The 14,538-nt window shown below is 56.3% G+C and carries 14 protein-coding genes and 1 pseudogene; 3 read left to right on the forward strand and 12 right to left on the reverse strand.

Translation table 11 applies throughout. From position 1 onward, the window contains the following. Positions 1 to 189 precede the first annotated feature (189 nt). Positions 190 to 849, reverse strand: coding sequence for a ribose-5-phosphate isomerase RpiA (gene rpiA / locus FEM41_RS00865; RefSeq protein ID WP_138093438.1), 660 nt, complete (start codon positions 847 to 849; stop codon positions 190 to 192). Positions 850 to 995: 146 nt separating this feature from the next. On the opposite strand from rpiA, the gene argP reads away from it, so the two are divergent. After that, positions 996 to 1,886, forward strand: coding sequence for a DNA-binding transcriptional regulator ArgP (gene argP / locus FEM41_RS00870; RefSeq protein ID WP_138093441.1), 891 nt, complete (start codon positions 996 to 998; stop codon positions 1,884 to 1,886). A gap of 80 nt (positions 1,887 to 1,966) precedes the next feature. On the opposite strand, the gene FEM41_RS00875 is transcribed toward argP, so the two are convergent. From FEM41_RS00875 to tkt, 7 genes are all read right to left on the reverse strand, one after another. Further along, the gene (locus FEM41_RS00875; RefSeq protein WP_138099071.1) at positions 1,967 to 2,701 is read right to left on the reverse strand and encodes an oxidative stress defense protein; all 735 of its coding nucleotides are present in this window, start codon (positions 2,699 to 2,701) and stop codon (positions 1,967 to 1,969) included. A gap of 132 nt (positions 2,702 to 2,833) precedes the next feature. Then, positions 2,834 to 3,469 (reverse strand): arginine exporter ArgO, encoded by a 636-nt coding sequence (gene argO / locus FEM41_RS00880; RefSeq protein WP_138093444.1) that lies wholly within the window; start codon positions 3,467 to 3,469, stop codon positions 2,834 to 2,836. Positions 3,470 to 3,612: 143 nt separating this feature from the next. Next, positions 3,613 to 4,473: a small-conductance mechanosensitive channel MscS gene (mscS, locus tag FEM41_RS00885; RefSeq protein ID WP_138093447.1), complete on the reverse strand. Its 861-nt coding sequence runs from the start codon at positions 4,471 to 4,473 to the stop codon at positions 3,613 to 3,615. Positions 4,474 to 4,650: 177 nt separating this feature from the next. Continuing rightward, positions 4,651 to 5,730: a class II fructose-bisphosphate aldolase gene (fbaA, locus tag FEM41_RS00890; protein ID WP_138093450.1), complete on the reverse strand. Its 1,080-nt coding sequence runs from the start codon at positions 5,728 to 5,730 to the stop codon at positions 4,651 to 4,653. Positions 5,731 to 5,839: 109 nt separating this feature from the next. Further along, a complete protein-coding gene (pgk, locus tag FEM41_RS00895; protein WP_138093453.1) occupies positions 5,840 to 7,003 on the reverse strand; it encodes a phosphoglycerate kinase in 1,164 nt (387 codons plus the stop codon). Between the two features lie 49 nt (positions 7,004 to 7,052). Beyond that, positions 7,053 to 8,072, reverse strand: coding sequence for an erythrose-4-phosphate dehydrogenase (gene epd / locus FEM41_RS00900; protein WP_138093456.1), 1,020 nt, complete (start codon positions 8,070 to 8,072; stop codon positions 7,053 to 7,055). Positions 8,073 to 8,367: 295 nt separating this feature from the next. Further along, positions 8,368 to 10,359 (reverse strand): transketolase, encoded by a 1,992-nt coding sequence (tkt, locus tag FEM41_RS00905; RefSeq protein ID WP_138093459.1) that lies wholly within the window; start codon positions 10,357 to 10,359, stop codon positions 8,368 to 8,370. Positions 10,360 to 10,619: 260 nt separating this feature from the next. Between tkt and loiP the strand changes: the two genes are divergently transcribed. Then, entirely contained in the window at positions 10,620 to 11,393 is a 774-nt protein-coding gene (gene loiP / locus FEM41_RS00910) for a metalloprotease LoiP (protein WP_138093462.1), read from the forward strand. Between the two features lie 64 nt (positions 11,394 to 11,457). Then, positions 11,458 to 11,673, forward strand: coding sequence for an MFS transporter (locus FEM41_RS00915; protein WP_206665544.1), 216 nt, complete (start codon positions 11,458 to 11,460; stop codon positions 11,671 to 11,673). Between the two features lie 37 nt (positions 11,674 to 11,710). Here FEM41_RS00915 and blc read toward each other — a convergent pair whose 3' ends face one another. The 4 genes and pseudogenes from blc to FEM41_RS00930 form a co-directional block, all read right to left on the reverse strand. After that, entirely contained in the window at positions 11,711 to 12,244 is a 534-nt protein-coding gene (gene blc, locus FEM41_RS00920; RefSeq protein WP_138093465.1) for an outer membrane lipoprotein Blc, read from the reverse strand. A 33-nt stretch (positions 12,245 to 12,277) separates the two neighbouring features. Continuing rightward, positions 12,278 to 12,562, reverse strand: coding sequence for a NadS family protein (gene nadS, locus FEM41_RS00925; RefSeq protein WP_138093468.1), 285 nt, complete (start codon positions 12,560 to 12,562; stop codon positions 12,278 to 12,280). A gap of 14 nt (positions 12,563 to 12,576) precedes the next feature. After that, positions 12,577 to 12,663 (reverse strand): annotated as a pseudogene (locus tag FEM41_RS25120) (type II toxin-antitoxin system RelE/ParE family toxin); the annotation flags it as partial. Between the two features lie 231 nt (positions 12,664 to 12,894). After that, positions 12,895 to 14,535 (reverse strand): thiamine pyrophosphate-binding protein, encoded by a 1,641-nt coding sequence (locus tag FEM41_RS00930; RefSeq protein ID WP_138099072.1) that lies wholly within the window; start codon positions 14,533 to 14,535, stop codon positions 12,895 to 12,897. Positions 14,536 to 14,538: the final 3 nt, after the last annotated feature.

Genomic DNA, 14,538 nt, shown 5'->3' on the forward strand with positions numbered 1-14,538 from the left:
TTTGCGTGGTCTTTATTTAAGAAAAGTCATGATGATGCAAAAGCAGAACAAAACGTTGTGTGATATAAATGTTACAGAACAAATGCGGGAGATGGGAAAAAGATGTGACATATGTCACTAAAAAAGCGATGTAAAAAATTTCTGGCAAACCGGAGCATCATCTGCCCCGGCTCAGACAAAAAGCGGCGTTTATTTTACGATTGTTTTTACGCCATCTTCGCGACCGATCAATGCCACATCGGCGCCACGACGCGCAAACAGTCCTACGGTCACTACGCCGGGAATGGCGTTAATCGCATCTTCCAGCGCCACAGGGTCCAAAATTTCCAGGCCATGCACATCAAGAATCACATTGCCGTTATCGGTCATCACGCCCTGACGGTATTCCGGGCGCCCCCCCAGCCTCACCAATTGACGCGCCACGCAGCTGCGAGCCATAGGAATAACCTCTACCGGCAGCGGAAAGTTACCCAGAATCGGCACCTGCTTGGAACTATCTGCGATACAGATAAACTTCCGCGCCACGGAGGCGATGATCTTTTCGCGCGTCAGCGCAGCGCCACCGCCCTTGATCATCTGCATCTGGTCGTTAATCTCATCCGCGCCATCCACGTAGATCCCCAGGGAGTCCACATCGTTGAGATCGAACACCGGAATACCCAGTCCTTTAAGCTTTTCCGTTGAGGCGTCTGAACTTGATACCGCGCCTTCAATCTGGTGCTTCATGGTACCCAGCGCATCGATAAAATGAGCGGCGGTGGAGCCGGTACCAACGCCCACAATAGTTCCCGGTTGTACGTACTGGAGAGCGGCCCAGCCGACCGCTTTTTTCAGTTCATCCTGCGTCATGATGGTTATGCCTGTTCGTGAAAGATGTCGGCATTATAGTGCATGACGACACAAAAGTGGGCAGCCCGACGGCGATCCAGTACTGGATCAAGACCGAAATTGTGTCATAGTGCTGGGCACGATAAAAACAGGAGTACAACACAACAATGAAACGCCCGGACTACAGAACATTACAGGCACTGGATGCAGTCATACGCGAGCGGGGTTTTGAGCGCGCCGCGCAGAAGCTGTGCATCACCCAGTCTGCGGTGTCACAGCGCATCAAGCAGCTGGAGAATATGTTCGGGCAACCGCTTCTGGTACGAACCGTTCCGCCGCGCCCTACCGAACAGGGGCAAAAGCTACTGGCGCTGCTGCGTCAGGTGGAGCTACTGGAAGAGGAGTGGCTGGGAGATGAATCCGGCTCCACGCCGCTGCTGCTTTCGCTGGCGGTGAACGCCGACAGTCTGGCGACCTGGCTGCTGCCTGCGCTTTCGGAAGTGCTGGCCGACTCCCCTATTCGTCTGAATCTTCAGGTCGAAGACGAAACCCGCACTCAGGAGCGCCTGCGCCGCGGTGAAGTGGTCGGCGCAGTCAGTATTCAATCCCAGGCGCTGCCGAGCTGCCTGGTGGATAAACTGGGCGCGCTGGACTATCTGTTCGTCGGTTCAAAGGCGTTTGCCGAACGCTATTTTCCCAACGGCGTCACCCGCACTGCGCTGCTTAAGGCGCCCGCAGTGGCTTTCGATCACCTGGACGATATGCATCAGGCCTTCCTGCAGCAAAATTTCGATCTGCCGCCGGGCAGCGTACCCTGCCATATCGTGAACTCATCAGAAGCCTTCGTTCAGCTGGCGCGTCAGGGCACCACCTGCTGTATGATTCCGCATCTTCAGATTGAGAGGGAGCTGGAAAGTGGCGAACTGATTGACCTGACCCCGGGTCTGTATCAGCGCCGGATGCTCTACTGGCACCGCTTCGCGCCGGAAAGCCGGATGATGCGTAAAGTGACCGATGCTCTGGTGGCATTCGGCCATAAGGTACTGCGCCAGGATTAACTCGCTTACCACCTATCCAGGTTGAAGCCGGGTTTTAGTCCCCTCTCCCCACCGGGGAGAGGGTCAGGGCGAGGGGGAAGTTACTGCTGCTGCTGCGCCCCACCCTGCGGCTGCAACTGGAATACCACATCCACCTGATCGTCAAACTGAATGGTCTGCTGATCGTAGGTTTCCTGCGCCGATACCGGCGCCGCCGCTTCGGCTTTCATCATCCGCACCATCGGCGTCGGGCGATAGTTAGCCACGTGGTAGCGAACGCTATAGACCGGCCCCAGCTTGCTGTCGAAGCCCTGAGCCAGACTACGAGCCTGACGTAAGGCATCGTCGATCGCCGCCTTACGCGCTTTTTCTTTGTACTCTTCCGGATGCGCTACACCCAGAGAGACCGAGCGGATTTCATTAAGGCCGGCCTTCAGCGCGCCGTCCAGCAGTTCGTTCAGCTTATCCAACTGGCGCAGCGTCACTTCAACTGAACGTACGGCGCGATAGCCCTTAAGCTGAGACTTGCCGTCCTTCAGATAATCATATTCCGGCTGAGTGCGCAGATTCGCGGAGCTGATATCTTTCTTCTCTACGCCGTTCTTCTGCAGAAAACCCAGATACTGGGCAACGCGATCGTCGGCCTGCTTCTTGGCGGTAGCGGCCTCTTTCGATGAAACACTCACCTCAATGGTCAGGGTGGCGATGTCGGGAACGGCATCGACGCTGGCGGTGCCAGAAGTGACGATATGCGGCCCATTCGGCAACTCGTTTGCCTGCGCGGCCACGCCGCTCAGCCCTAACACAGCCGCTAATGCTAATACTTTAAACTTCACTGTCATTCCTCCGTTCCTCATTCCACAAATGATGCCTGCCATTCAGCCGAAATCGCTGCTGCCTTGCAAGTGCTTTTCGCCTGAAAAATCACGATATCCGGCCTTTAGTGTAGTTTATCGACGGTGCCGGGGTTAGCCTGCCAGCGTTTTCAGCAAATCAATGCCTTCGCCTGCCAGACGCAGGCCGATAACGACCATCACCAGCGCCACGCCGCCATTAATAATGCGCTGGGCCAAAGCGGTACGCAACCGGGGAGCCAGCATACTGGCCATAAGCGCCAGACCGAAGAACCACAGGAAAGAGGCGCTGATAGTCCCGATAGCAAACCAGCGCTTTGGCTCTGCTTCCAGCTGGCTGCCAAGGCTTCCCAACACCACAAAGGTATCCAGATAGACATGAGGATTAAGCCAGGTGGCCGCCAGCATACTGATGATAATCCGCACTCTTCCCTGCTTGCGAGTCTCCTCACTGGTCAGTGCCACATCCGGGCTCATAGCGACCCTAAAGGCCCCCCATCCGTACCAGAACAGAAAGGACACGCCGCCCCAGGTCACCAGCGCCATCAACCAGGGTGACTGAGACAGCAGCGCGCTGCCGCCAAAAATACCGGCGCCAATCAGCGCCAGGTCACTTAAGGCGCACAGCGTCGCCACCATCAGGTGATACTGGCGGCGAATGCCCTGGTTCAGCACCAGCGCATTTTGCGGTCCCAATGGCAAAATCATGGCTGAACCTAATATAAGCCCCTGAAAATACCAGGATAACATAGCAATACAACTCCACTCTTTATCATTGTCGGCAGAGTGTAATACCGCAGAATTATTAGAGGAAATGGATAATTTTAATCAACGATAAGATGGGCTAATACAGGAGGGGATAAAAAAGCCGGCGCACTGGCCGGCCATAAAAATTATGCTTTTTCCGCAGGCTTCACCTGATTCAGATGAACATCCATCTGCGGATACGGGAAGCTGATGCCGTTGGCATCAAAGGTGCGCTTCACGTTTTCCAGGAAATCCCAGTAAACCGGCATCAGTTCGCTGCTGCGACTCCAGGCACGCACCACAAAGTTGACCGAAGAGGCACTCAGTTCATTCAGACGCACCACGATATCATGATCCTTCAGCATGCGATCGTCAGCCTGGATAAGCTCATTGAGCAGGCGTTTTACCTCATCAATATCGGCATCGTAAGAGACCTGAATAATAAATTCGTTACGGCGTACCGGCTCGCGTGAATAGTTCACGATATTGCCGCTGATAATATTGCCGTTTGGAATCACCACTATTTTGCCATCCAGGGTGCGGATGGTAGTAGAGAAAATCTGCACGTTCAGCACGGTGCCGGACTGGCCGCTGATATCGACGAATTCGCCGGTGCGGAACGGGCGGAAAGTAACCAGCAATACGCCAGCCGCCAGGTTAGAGAGCGAGCCCTGCAGCGCCAGCCCCACGGCCAGACCGGCAGCACCCAGTACTGCAATCACCGAAGCGGTCTGTACCCCAACCCGCCCCAGGGCGGCGATCAGCGTAAAGGCGATAATCCCATAGCGTACCAGTGCGGAAAGGAAATCCGCCACGGTGGAGTCTATCTTACGGGACAGCATGACTTTATTGACCGCATTAGACACCATGCGGGCCACGATCATACCGATGATGATGATAGCGATAGCGGCGGCAATATTAACCGCGTAGCCAATTAGCAGCGCCTGATTGCGCACGACCCAGTTACCGGCATTTTCAATGCCGCCAATGACGTTAATGTCTTCCATCCATAAATCCTTAATATCGTTATGGTTTAAACTCGCTTCGCCGAAGCAATCCCCTTAAAGGGTAAGCAAAGGAGGGGGATTATACCAGGGGAGAAGCAGGCAACCACAAGAGGAGAATAAAAACAAAAAAAGGGCCCGCTTGCAGCAGGCCCTGTCAACAGTGCGTTACGCGCTGATTTAGAGTACGTCGATAGCGTTCAGCTCTTTAAACGCTTTTTCCAGGCGAGTCACCATGGACTGCTGGCCGGCACGCAGCCATACGCGCGGATCGTAGTACTTCTTGTTCGGCTGATCTGCGCCTTTCGGGTTACCCAACTGGCCCTGCAGATAGGCTTCGTTTTCTTTGTAGTAGTTCAGAATACCTTCCCAGGTTGCCCACTGGGTGTCGGTATCGATGTTCATTTTGATAACACCGTAGCCTACAGACTCTTCAATCTCAGCAGCAGTAGAGCCGGAACCACCGTGGAACACGAAGTTCAGGCTGTTGTGCGGCAGGTTATGTTTTTTGGAAACATAGTCCTGAGAGTCGCGCAGAATGGTCGGAGTCAGCTTAACGTTACCCGGCTTGTAAACGCCGTGTACGTTACCGAAGGAAGCGGCGATGGTGAAACGCGGGCTGATGGCGTTCAGCTTGGTGTACGCGTAGTCCACGTCTTCCGGCTGGGTGTACAGCGCGGATTCGTCCATATGGCTGTTGTCCACGCCATCTTCTTCACCGCCGGTGCAGCCCAGTTCGATCTCCAGGGTCATGCCCATTTTGGACATACGCTGCAGATATTTAGAGCAGATCTCGATGTTCTCCTCCAGAGACTCTTCAGACAGGTCGATCATGTGGGAAGAGAACAGCGGTTTACCGGTCGCGGCAAAGTGCTTCTCACCGGCGTCCAGCAGGCCATCGATCCACGGCAGCAGTTTCTTGGCGCAGTGGTCGGTGTGCAGGATAACCGGCACGCCGTAGTGTTCAGCCATCTGGTGCACGTGATGCGCGCCAGAGATAGCGCCCATAATGGCCGCGCCCTGAGGAACGTCGGTCTTAACGCCTTTACCCGCGATAAAAGCCGCACCGCCGTTAGAGAACTGGACGATAACCGGCGATTTTACTTTCGCAGCGGTTTCCAGCACGGCGTTGATAGAGTCAGTACCCACGCAGTTAACTGCCGGCAGAGCAAAATTGTTCTCTTTTGCTACCTGGAACACCTTCTGTACGTCATCGCCAGTGATCACGCCAGGTTTTACGAAATCAAAAATTTTTGACATGTTACGTTGTCCTGTATCTTCTCGGCCTTTCATCCGTCGTCTTTCACCTGAGTGAAATCTGCCTGGATGTCATTGAAAAACAGGCGGGATTTTCCCGCCTGAAGATGCATTACTGCTTAGCACGCTCTTCGAGCATGGCGACTGCCGGCAGTACTTTGCCTTCCACGAACTCCAGGAATGCGCCACCGCCAGTGGAGATGTAGGAGATCTTATCGGCGATGCCGAACAGATCGATGGCGGCCAGGGTATCGCCGCCGCCTGCGATGGAGAAGCCTTCGCTGTCAGCGATAGCGTTGGCAACAATCTCGGTGCCTTTGCGGAAGTTCGGGAATTCGAATACGCCAACCGGGCCATTCCACAGAATGGTTTTAGCGTTTTTCAGGATTTCCGCCAGTTTTTCAGCGGAAACATCGCCCAGATCCAGAATCTGCTCATCATCTTTAATGTCGGTTACCGACTTCAGGGTTGCAGGCGCAGTTTCAGAAAACTCGGTTGCCACACGTACGTCGGTCGGAACCGGGATATCGCAGGTGCCCAGCAGGCGTTTGGCTTCATCTACCAGGTCAGCTTCGTACAGGGATTTACCCACGTTGTGGCCCTGTGCGGCAACAAAGGTATTAGCGATACCGCCGCCCACGATCAGCTGGTCAGCGATTTTAGACAGCGAGTCCAGCACGGTCAGTTTGGTAGAAACTTTGGAACCGCCAACGATGGCAACCATCGGGCGAGCCGGCTCTTTCAGCGCTTTACCCAGCGCGTCCAGCTCGGCAGCCAGCAGCGGGCCAGCACAGGCAACGTCGGCGAACTTGCCCACACCGTGGGTGGAAGCCTGGGCGCGGTGCGCAGTACCGAAAGCGTCCATCACGAACACGTCGCACAGTGCGGCATATTTCTTAGACAGGGCTTCGTCGTCTTTCTTTTCGCCCTTGTTGAAGCGAACGTTTTCCAGCACCACCAGTTCGCCAGCGTCGATTTCAACGCCGTCCAGGTAATCTTTCGCCAGACGAACCGGATTAGAGAGCTTGTCTTTCAGGTAGTTAACTACCGGCAGCAGAGAGAATTCTTCGTTGTACTCGCCTTCGGTCGGACGACCCAGGTGGGAAGTGACCATCACTTTTGCGCCCTGCTTCAGAGCCAGTTCGATGGTGGGCAGGGAGGCACGGATACGGGCATCGCTTGTCACTTTCCCATCTTTAACCGGCACGTTCAGATCCGCACGGATTAGCACGCGTTTACCAGCCAGATCCAGATCGGTCATCTTAATTACAGACATGGTGAATCCTCTCGTTGATTCTTAAAGTTTTGCAGGCGCAAACCGCGCCTTACCTGAAACCAGTGGCGGCCATCGCTAACGTTGTGTCGAGCATTCGGTTAGCAAAGCCCCATTCGTTGTCGCACCAGACCAGGGTTTTGACCAGGTGCCCACCGCTGACCCGCGTCTGGGTGCCATCAACGATGGCACTGTGCGGATCGTGGTTAAAATCTGTCGAGACCAACGGTAATTCCGTATAGTCAACTATACCATGAAATACCCCCTGTGCCGCTTTTTGCAGCAACAGGTTAACCTGTTCAACCGTCACCGCCTGGCGCAGCGTAACGCTCAGATCGATGGCAGTTACGTTGATGGTTGGCACCCTGACCGCTATCGCTTCAAAGCGGTCGCAAAACTGCGGAAAGATACGGGTAATGCCCGCCGCCAGCCGGGTATCAACCGGAATAATAGACTGGCTGGCCGCCCGGGTACGCCGCAGATCCGGGTGATATGCATCGATAACCTGCTGATCGTGCATCGCGGAGTGAATCGTGGTTACCGTTCCGGACTCAATGCCCCAGGCATCTTCCAGCAGCTTAATCACCGGGATAATGCAATTGGTGGTGCAGGAGGCGTTGGACACCATACGATCTTCCGCCCTGAGCGCCTGATGATTCACCCCGTAAACCACGGTAGCGTCCAGGTCATTCCCTCCGGGATGAGAGAACAGCACCTTCTTCGCACCTGCGGCGAGATGCAATTCGGCATCGGCCCTGCTGCCGTACACGCCGGTGCAGTCCAACACCACATCAATACCCAGATCGCGCCAGGGAAGCCGTTCGGGTTCGCGCAAATGCAGCAGGCGCACAACGTCATCGCCAATCCACAGTTGGTCACGCTCCTGACGAACGTCCCAACCGAAGCGCCCGTGGCTGGTATCGTACTTAAGCAGATGCGCCATCCCGGCGGAATCCGCCAGTTCGTTGATAGCCACCACGGCAATCTCCGCGCGGCGCCCGGATTCGTAGAGGGCGCGAACCACATTGCGTCCGATGCGGCCAAAGCCATTAATCGCGATGCGTACGGTCATATCTCTCCTGCCAGATTCCCACCAAAACGGCTGACAGAGTAATCCAGCGTGATGCCTTAAGGAATCTTTGCATGCCCAAAGGGTGACTGTTTGGTCGTTTGTCGAGCATTTTTTCTACTGAAACGAAACAACTGAAACGCTTCAGCTAGAATAAGCGAAACGGCCGCTAAAAGGAACGCCCTGGGTGCGGTACCGGGAAAATAACTTGATGTGCGTCACAAAATAACGTCACTGGAAGGAAGCCAACGAAAAAAGGCTCCCACCGGGAGCCTTTCATCAATACCCGATAATGGGGTTACAGCAGCGCTTTCGCTTTGTTAACCACGTTATCCACGGTGAAGCCAAACTCTTCGAACAGTTTCTCTGCCGGAGCAGACTCACCAAAGGTGGTCATACCCACGATATCGCCGTTCAGACCCACATACTTGAACCAGTAGTCGGCGATACCAGCTTCGATAGCCACACGAGCGCTAACGGCTTTCGGCAGTACCGATTCACGATAAGCGGCATCCTGCTTGTCGAAAGCGTCGGTGGACGGCATGGAAACCACGCGCGCCTGCACCCCTTCCGCCGTCAGGCGATCCCAGGCAGCCACGGCCAGCTCAACTTCAGAGCCGGTGGCGATCAGAATCAGCTGCGGCTGGCCTGCGCAATCTTTCAGCACATAACCGCCGCGAGCAACGTCCGCCAGCTGCTGAGCGCTACGCTCCTGCTGCGCCAGGTTCTGGCGGGAGAGGATCAGCGCGGTCGGACCGTCGTGACGCTCAACGCCATATTTCCAGGCAATGGCAGATTCCACCTGATCACAGGGGCGCCAGGTGCTCATATTCGGCGTCAGACGCAGGGAAGAGAGCTGCTCAACCGGCTGGTGAGTCGGGCCATCTTCGCCCAGACCGATAGAGTCATGGGTGTACACCATCACGTGGCGCTGCTTCATCAGTGCCGCCATACGCACCGCGTTACGGGCATATTCAACGAACATCAGGAAGGTAGAGGTGTACGGCAGGAAACCGCCGTGCAGCGCGATACCGTTGGCGATAGCGGTCATACCGAATTCACGCACGCCGTAGTGGATATAGTTACCCGCCGGATCTTCATTCAGCGCTTTAGAGCCGGACCACAGCGTCAGGTTAGACGGCGCCAGGTCGGCGGAGCCGCCCAGGAATTCAGGCAGCCAGGGACCGAAAGCTTCGATAGCGTTCTGGGAAGCTTTACGGCTGGCGATTTTCGCCGGCTCAGCCTGCAGTTTCTCGACGAAAGACTGCGCTTTTTCCGCAAAGTCGGCCGGCATTTCGCCCTTCATACGGCGGGTAAATTCTGCGGCTTCCTGCGGGAAAGCTTTCGCATAGGCGGCAAATTTCTCATTCCAGGCATGCTCTTTCGCAAGGCCCGCCTCTTTGGCGTCCCACTGCGCGTAGATATCCTGAGGAATCACAAACGGCTCATACTTCCAGCCAAGCGCTTCGCGGGTAGCGGCAACTTCGGCATCGCCCAGCGGCGCACCGTGGGAGTCATGAGAACCGGCCTTGTTCGGCGAGCCAAAACCGATAATGGTTTTGCACATCAGCAGAGAAGGCTTGTCAGTGACGCCACGCGCTTCTTCAATGGCGGCTTTAATAGCGTCAGCGTCGTGACCATCAACGCCACGAACCACGTGCCAGCCGTAAGCTTCGAAGCGCTTCGCGGTATCGTCGGTAAACCAGCCATCCACTTCGCCATCAATGGAGATACCGTTATCGTCGTAGAAAGCGACCAGTTTGCCCAGCTTCAGGGTACCCGCCAGCGAGCACACTTCGTGGGAGATCCCTTCCATCATGCAGCCATCGCCCAGGAAGGTATAGGTATGATGATCGACAATATCGTGGCCCGGACGGTTAAACTGCGCCGCCATGGTTTTTTCGGCAATCGCCATACCCACCGCGTTGGCAATCCCCTGCCCCAGCGGACCGGTGGTGGTTTCAACGCCCGGCGTGTAACCGACTTCCGGGTGGCCCGGCGTTTTCGAATGCAGCTGACGGAAGTTCTGCAGTTCGGACATCGGCAGATCGTAGCCGGTGAGGTGCAGCAGGCTGTAGATCAGCATGGAACCATGCCCGTTCGAGAGCACAAAGCGGTCGCGATCGGCCCAGTGCGGGTTGGTCGGATTGTGATTCATGTAATCGCGCCACAGAACTTCTGCGATATCCGCCATACCCATAGGGGCACCCGGGTGACCGGATTTGGCTTTCTGAACGGCGTCCATGCTGAGCGCACGAATGGCATTGGCAAGCTCTTTACGAGAAGACATTTTGACTCCAGATCGGATGGTTACAGGCTACGCCTTAGATTTGAACAAAAATGTTATCAACAATGTACCGCAAGCCGCTGGTCATGTACATGGAGCATCCTTTTGTCCACTTAGGAAATCTCCGGAACGGGCAATAAAACCGGACAATGACTCGCCCACGACAGGGGTTCTTATTTATACTCAGCCCCAGGTCGGCGCCTGATATCATCGTCGCCGCTTTTCAGATCCCTTCATTATCTTTTTAAAACGGAAGTTAACACATGAAAATGCGTCCGATGCTGTTGGGTATCGTCGCCGCAACGACACTGCTGAGTGGCTGCCAGACTCTTGATTCCGGCGGCTCGGGATCCTCTGATTCCAGTATTCTAAATCTGTTCCCGGTCAGCGATGAACAGGTCATCGAACTGAGCGACAAAGCCTGTACTGAAATGGACAGTAAATCGACTATTGCGCCAGCCAACAGCGAATACAGCCAACGCCTGAACAAAATTGCCAGCGCCCTGGGGAGCGATATTAACGGCGTGAAGACCAACTATAAGGTCTATCAGTCCAAAGAGGTCAACGCCTTCGCCATGGCCAACGGCTGTATTCGCGTCTACAGCGGGCTGATGGACATGATGAACGATAACGAGGTGGAAGCGGTTGTCGGCCACGAAATGGGCCACGTAGCGCTCGGCCATGTGAAAAAAGGAATTCAGGTCGCCATGGGCACCAATACCCTGCGAGCGATTGCCGCCTCAGCCGGGGGAATTCTGGGCAGCCTCTCCCAATCGGAACTGGGCGCGCTGGGCGGGCAGTTGGTTAACGCGCAATTCTCACGACGCCAGGAGTCCGAAGCCGACGACTACTCCTACGATCTGCTACGCAAACGAGGCATCAACCCTTCCGGGCTGGTCACCAGCTTCGAGAAACTGGCCAAAATGGAGCAGGGTCGCAGCAGCTCAATGTTTGACGATCACCCGGGCTCCGAAGAGCGTGCCGCGCACATCCGCGAACGCATGCGCGCCGACGGTCTGACGCCGCCAGCGAAATAGTCCCCACTCGCTAAGCCCTCATCCTATCGCGGCGAGGGCCTGGGGGCTGTGGCTGAGCCGTGCAATGCCTGATAATGCCGAAGCGGGCGGTGGGTTAATGGTGGCGGTGATTCAGATGGCGATTACGCTGGGTGCGGGTATTGGTGGTTTCCTGTTTGACGCCGTCGGATGGTGGAGCCCGTTCGCCTTCGGTCTGCTGCTGCTAATTTGTTCGGGGTTCGCCGCATGGGCGGCCCGTAAGGAAAACGCGGTTCTACGGGCATCCTGTCGCCACTCTTAAACGTTTCTTCGGCCCGGCGAAAATCCGGGAAGAAGAGTTACCTGGCCCGCTGATTAACCCACACCAGCTTATCAACCGGGAAGTCCAGCCCACGGGCAACAGAAAGATAGTCCTGTTTTATTGGTTCCGGAATTTCCGGCGTGCGAGCCAGAATCCACAGGTAGTCGCGGTTCGGTCCACTGACCAGGGCGTAGCGGTAGTCGTCATCCAGCGCAATCACGTTATAGCCGCCATAGAATGGTCCAAAAAATGAGACTTTCAGCGCCGCAGTCGTAGGATCGCCGGTAAAGTACGCTTTACCTTCGCTCTCCTTCCAGCGTCGCTGCACCGGATCATAACCCCGATTTAGTACGCTGAGACCGCCGTCGGGGCGCTTACCATAGGTTGCCGTCACCTGCTCCAGCCCCCGCTCGAAACGGTTTTCCAGACGGGCTATTTCGTACCATTTACCCAGGTAGCGTTCGCCATCAAAACGGGAAATGGGTTTTACACCCTTCGGCGGCGTTGGCGATTGACAGGCCACCAGCGTTAACGCCAGTGCAACGCCGCTCAACACAGGCCATAGCTTCATGCAGACTCCTTACGGGGATGTTGTCTGTCTACGTCAGTGCGCCGCAAGGGCATAAAAAAACGCGGGATCCGACTGGATGGTCGCCAGCACCTTTGCTGCTAATCCAGTCGGATTACGCCGTTTCGACTCCCAGCTTTTAATGGTATCGATGCTGGTGCCCAGCGCTTTCGCCATTTCGCTCTGAGAAATATTCAGCTGCTCGCGAATCGCTTTCACATCCGTAATGTCATAGCGGGTCACACGGCCGGGCGCTTGCGCCCCTTTCTTAATCTCCACCGCCTCTTCCAGGGACGTTTTCAGGTCGTTAAAAAAATCCATCTTATACCTCGTTTTTCAGTTGCCAGGTCAAGTAGCTCATCATCGGTGGCGATATGTTTGATCTGCCGGGTAAACATGAACGTCTCGATAAATTCCATCATCTGGCGTTCTTCCTTGTGGGGTACAAAGTACACGAAAAAAGTACCCTGTACACGATACGGTTCACTTTTTTACCATTTCATTAAGCAAGGTACGACAGCGGTGGGAGCCAGGGGAAAGCGAAATGCAGTCATTGCGTGACATATTCAGCCCTCACCCTAACCCTCTCCCGGGGGGAGAGGGGACCGTTTGGGAACCGTTTTTCTCCCTCTCCCCTGTGGGGAGAGGGGCCTTCAATACAAAGTTTTCTGCGGCGGTCCGGCAAAGCGCAGCGGGCCAATCGCCCCCATACGCACCTCCACCACCGAAGGCCCCGGCATCGCCAGCGCTTCCGCCAGCACCGCCTGGAAATCCTGCTCGCGTTCCACGGACCAGGCCTGAAGCCCCATCGCCTGAGCCAGCGCGGTAAAGTCCGGGGTATGCAGTTCGTTGTAGTACTGACGGCCGCCGAAGTATTTGTCCTGGATGCCGCGCATCACGCCATAGCCGCCATCGTTCATGATAAGCAACGTCACGTTAGCCTTCTCCTGCGCCAGAGTCGCCATCTCGCCCAGATTCAGGCTCAGGCCACCATCGCCCACCAGCCCCACCACTTTGCGTTGCGGATTGGCCAGCGCGGTACCGACCGCCATCGGCAACCCCATGCCGATGGCGCCGGCCAGCGAATGGATATTGCCCAGCGGACCGTTAGCGCGGAACAGACGGCTGCCCCACAGGCTGCCGGAAACCGTAATATCGCGCACCAGAATACCGTCGGCAGGCAGCGCCTGTTCGATGGCGTCATTCAGAGCCGCATAGGCGCCGCACTGATCGCGCAGCCCCTTCACCGCCTGGCTGAGCGCATCGCGAATCTGCGCATCCCACCGGGCATCGCCCCATATCCGCCCCTGCGCTTTTTCGGCCAGCGCCGTCAGCAGCAGCGCACTGTCCGCCACCAGGGTTTCATCCATCAGATAGTTACGACTGGCCGCCGCCGGATCGATATCGATCTGAACCCGTGGCTCAGGCAGATTCAGGGTCCATGAGCGGGTTTCATTGCTGCGCAGCCGCGATCCCACCACCAGCGTCATATCGCACTGCGCCAGTAATTCTTCCACCGACGGCGAGTTATGGAACGCCCTCAGGCTGCGCGGATGGCTGTCCGGCAAAATGCCGCGTCCGTGGGTGCTGGAAATCACCGTCACCCCGGCGTCCGCCAGGCGGGCCACCGCCTCGCCGCATTCCAGCGCGCCGCCCCCCAGCCACAGCAGCGGCTGCTTTGCCTGACGCAGGCTCTGCCACAGACGTTCTACGCTTTCAGCATCCGGCGCCTGAGCACTCAGCGGCGCCGCAGGGAGCGTTACCAGCAACGCCGGAATTTTGCTGCCCTGGATATCGATAGGAATCTCAACCGAAACCGGCCCGCAGGGCGGCGTCTGAGCCTCCTGAATCGCCCGCTGTACAATAGCCACCGCCTGATTAGCGTTGGATACCCGGTAAGCGCGCTTAGAGCTGGCCCGCAGATAGCCCATCTGGTCGCGGGTTTCATGAATAAAGCCGGTATCGGCATCCAGCCAGGCCTTTTCCACCTGGCCGGTCAGGTGCAACAGCGGCGTACTGGCGTTCATGGCCTCTACAAGCGCCCCCACCGCATTGCCCGCTCCGGCGCCGGTGCTGGTTAACGCGACACCCAGGCCGGAAAAACGTCCGTGAGCGTCGGCCATGGTGACCGCACCTGCCTCTCCGCGCGACGGGACAAAACGGATATTGCCGCGCTGCCCGATAGCATCGGCCACCGGCAGATTATGAATAGAGATCACGCCATACAGGGTATCGACGCCGTACAGTTCGAGGGTACGGGCGACGGCTTCGCCCACGGTAATCATTTCGCTCATCAT

This window comes from Jejubacter calystegiae, from assembly GCF_005671395.1.
Classification (GTDB): Bacteria; Pseudomonadota; Gammaproteobacteria; order Enterobacterales; family Enterobacteriaceae; genus Jejubacter; species Jejubacter calystegiae.

What these genes read in the sequence shown, in the direction of transcription:
- rpiA (WP_138093438.1), bottom strand. Translation starts at nt 849, where the DNA reads ATGACGCAGGATGAACTGAAAAAAGCGGTCGGCTGGGCCGCTCTCCAG.
- argP (WP_138093441.1), top strand. Translation starts at nt 996, where the DNA reads ATGAAACGCCCGGACTACAGAACATTACAGGCACTGGATGCAGTCATA.
- argO (WP_138093444.1), bottom strand. Translation starts at nt 3,469, where the DNA reads ATGTTATCCTGGTATTTTCAGGGGCTTATATTAGGTTCAGCCATGATT.
- mscS (WP_138093447.1), bottom strand. Translation starts at nt 4,473, where the DNA reads ATGGAAGACATTAACGTCATTGGCGGCATTGAAAATGCCGGTAACTGG.
- fbaA (WP_138093450.1), bottom strand. Translation starts at nt 5,730, where the DNA reads ATGTCAAAAATTTTTGATTTCGTAAAACCTGGCGTGATCACTGGCGAT.
- pgk (WP_138093453.1), bottom strand. Translation starts at nt 7,003, where the DNA reads ATGTCTGTAATTAAGATGACCGATCTGGATCTGGCTGGTAAACGCGTG.
- epd (WP_138093456.1), bottom strand. Translation starts at nt 8,072, where the DNA reads ATGACCGTACGCATCGCGATTAATGGCTTTGGCCGCATCGGACGCAAT.
- tkt (WP_138093459.1), bottom strand. Translation starts at nt 10,359, where the DNA reads ATGTCTTCTCGTAAAGAGCTTGCCAATGCCATTCGTGCGCTCAGCATG.
- loiP (WP_138093462.1), top strand. Translation starts at nt 10,620, where the DNA reads ATGAAAATGCGTCCGATGCTGTTGGGTATCGTCGCCGCAACGACACTG.
- FEM41_RS00915 (WP_206665544.1), top strand. Translation starts at nt 11,458, where the DNA reads ATGCCTGATAATGCCGAAGCGGGCGGTGGGTTAATGGTGGCGGTGATT.
- blc (WP_138093465.1), bottom strand. Translation starts at nt 12,244, where the DNA reads ATGAAGCTATGGCCTGTGTTGAGCGGCGTTGCACTGGCGTTAACGCTG.
- nadS (WP_138093468.1), bottom strand. Translation starts at nt 12,562, where the DNA reads ATGGATTTTTTTAACGACCTGAAAACGTCCCTGGAAGAGGCGGTGGAG.
- FEM41_RS00930 (WP_138099072.1), bottom strand. Translation starts at nt 14,535, where the DNA reads ATGAGCGAAATGATTACCGTGGGCGAAGCCGTCGCCCGTACCCTCGAA.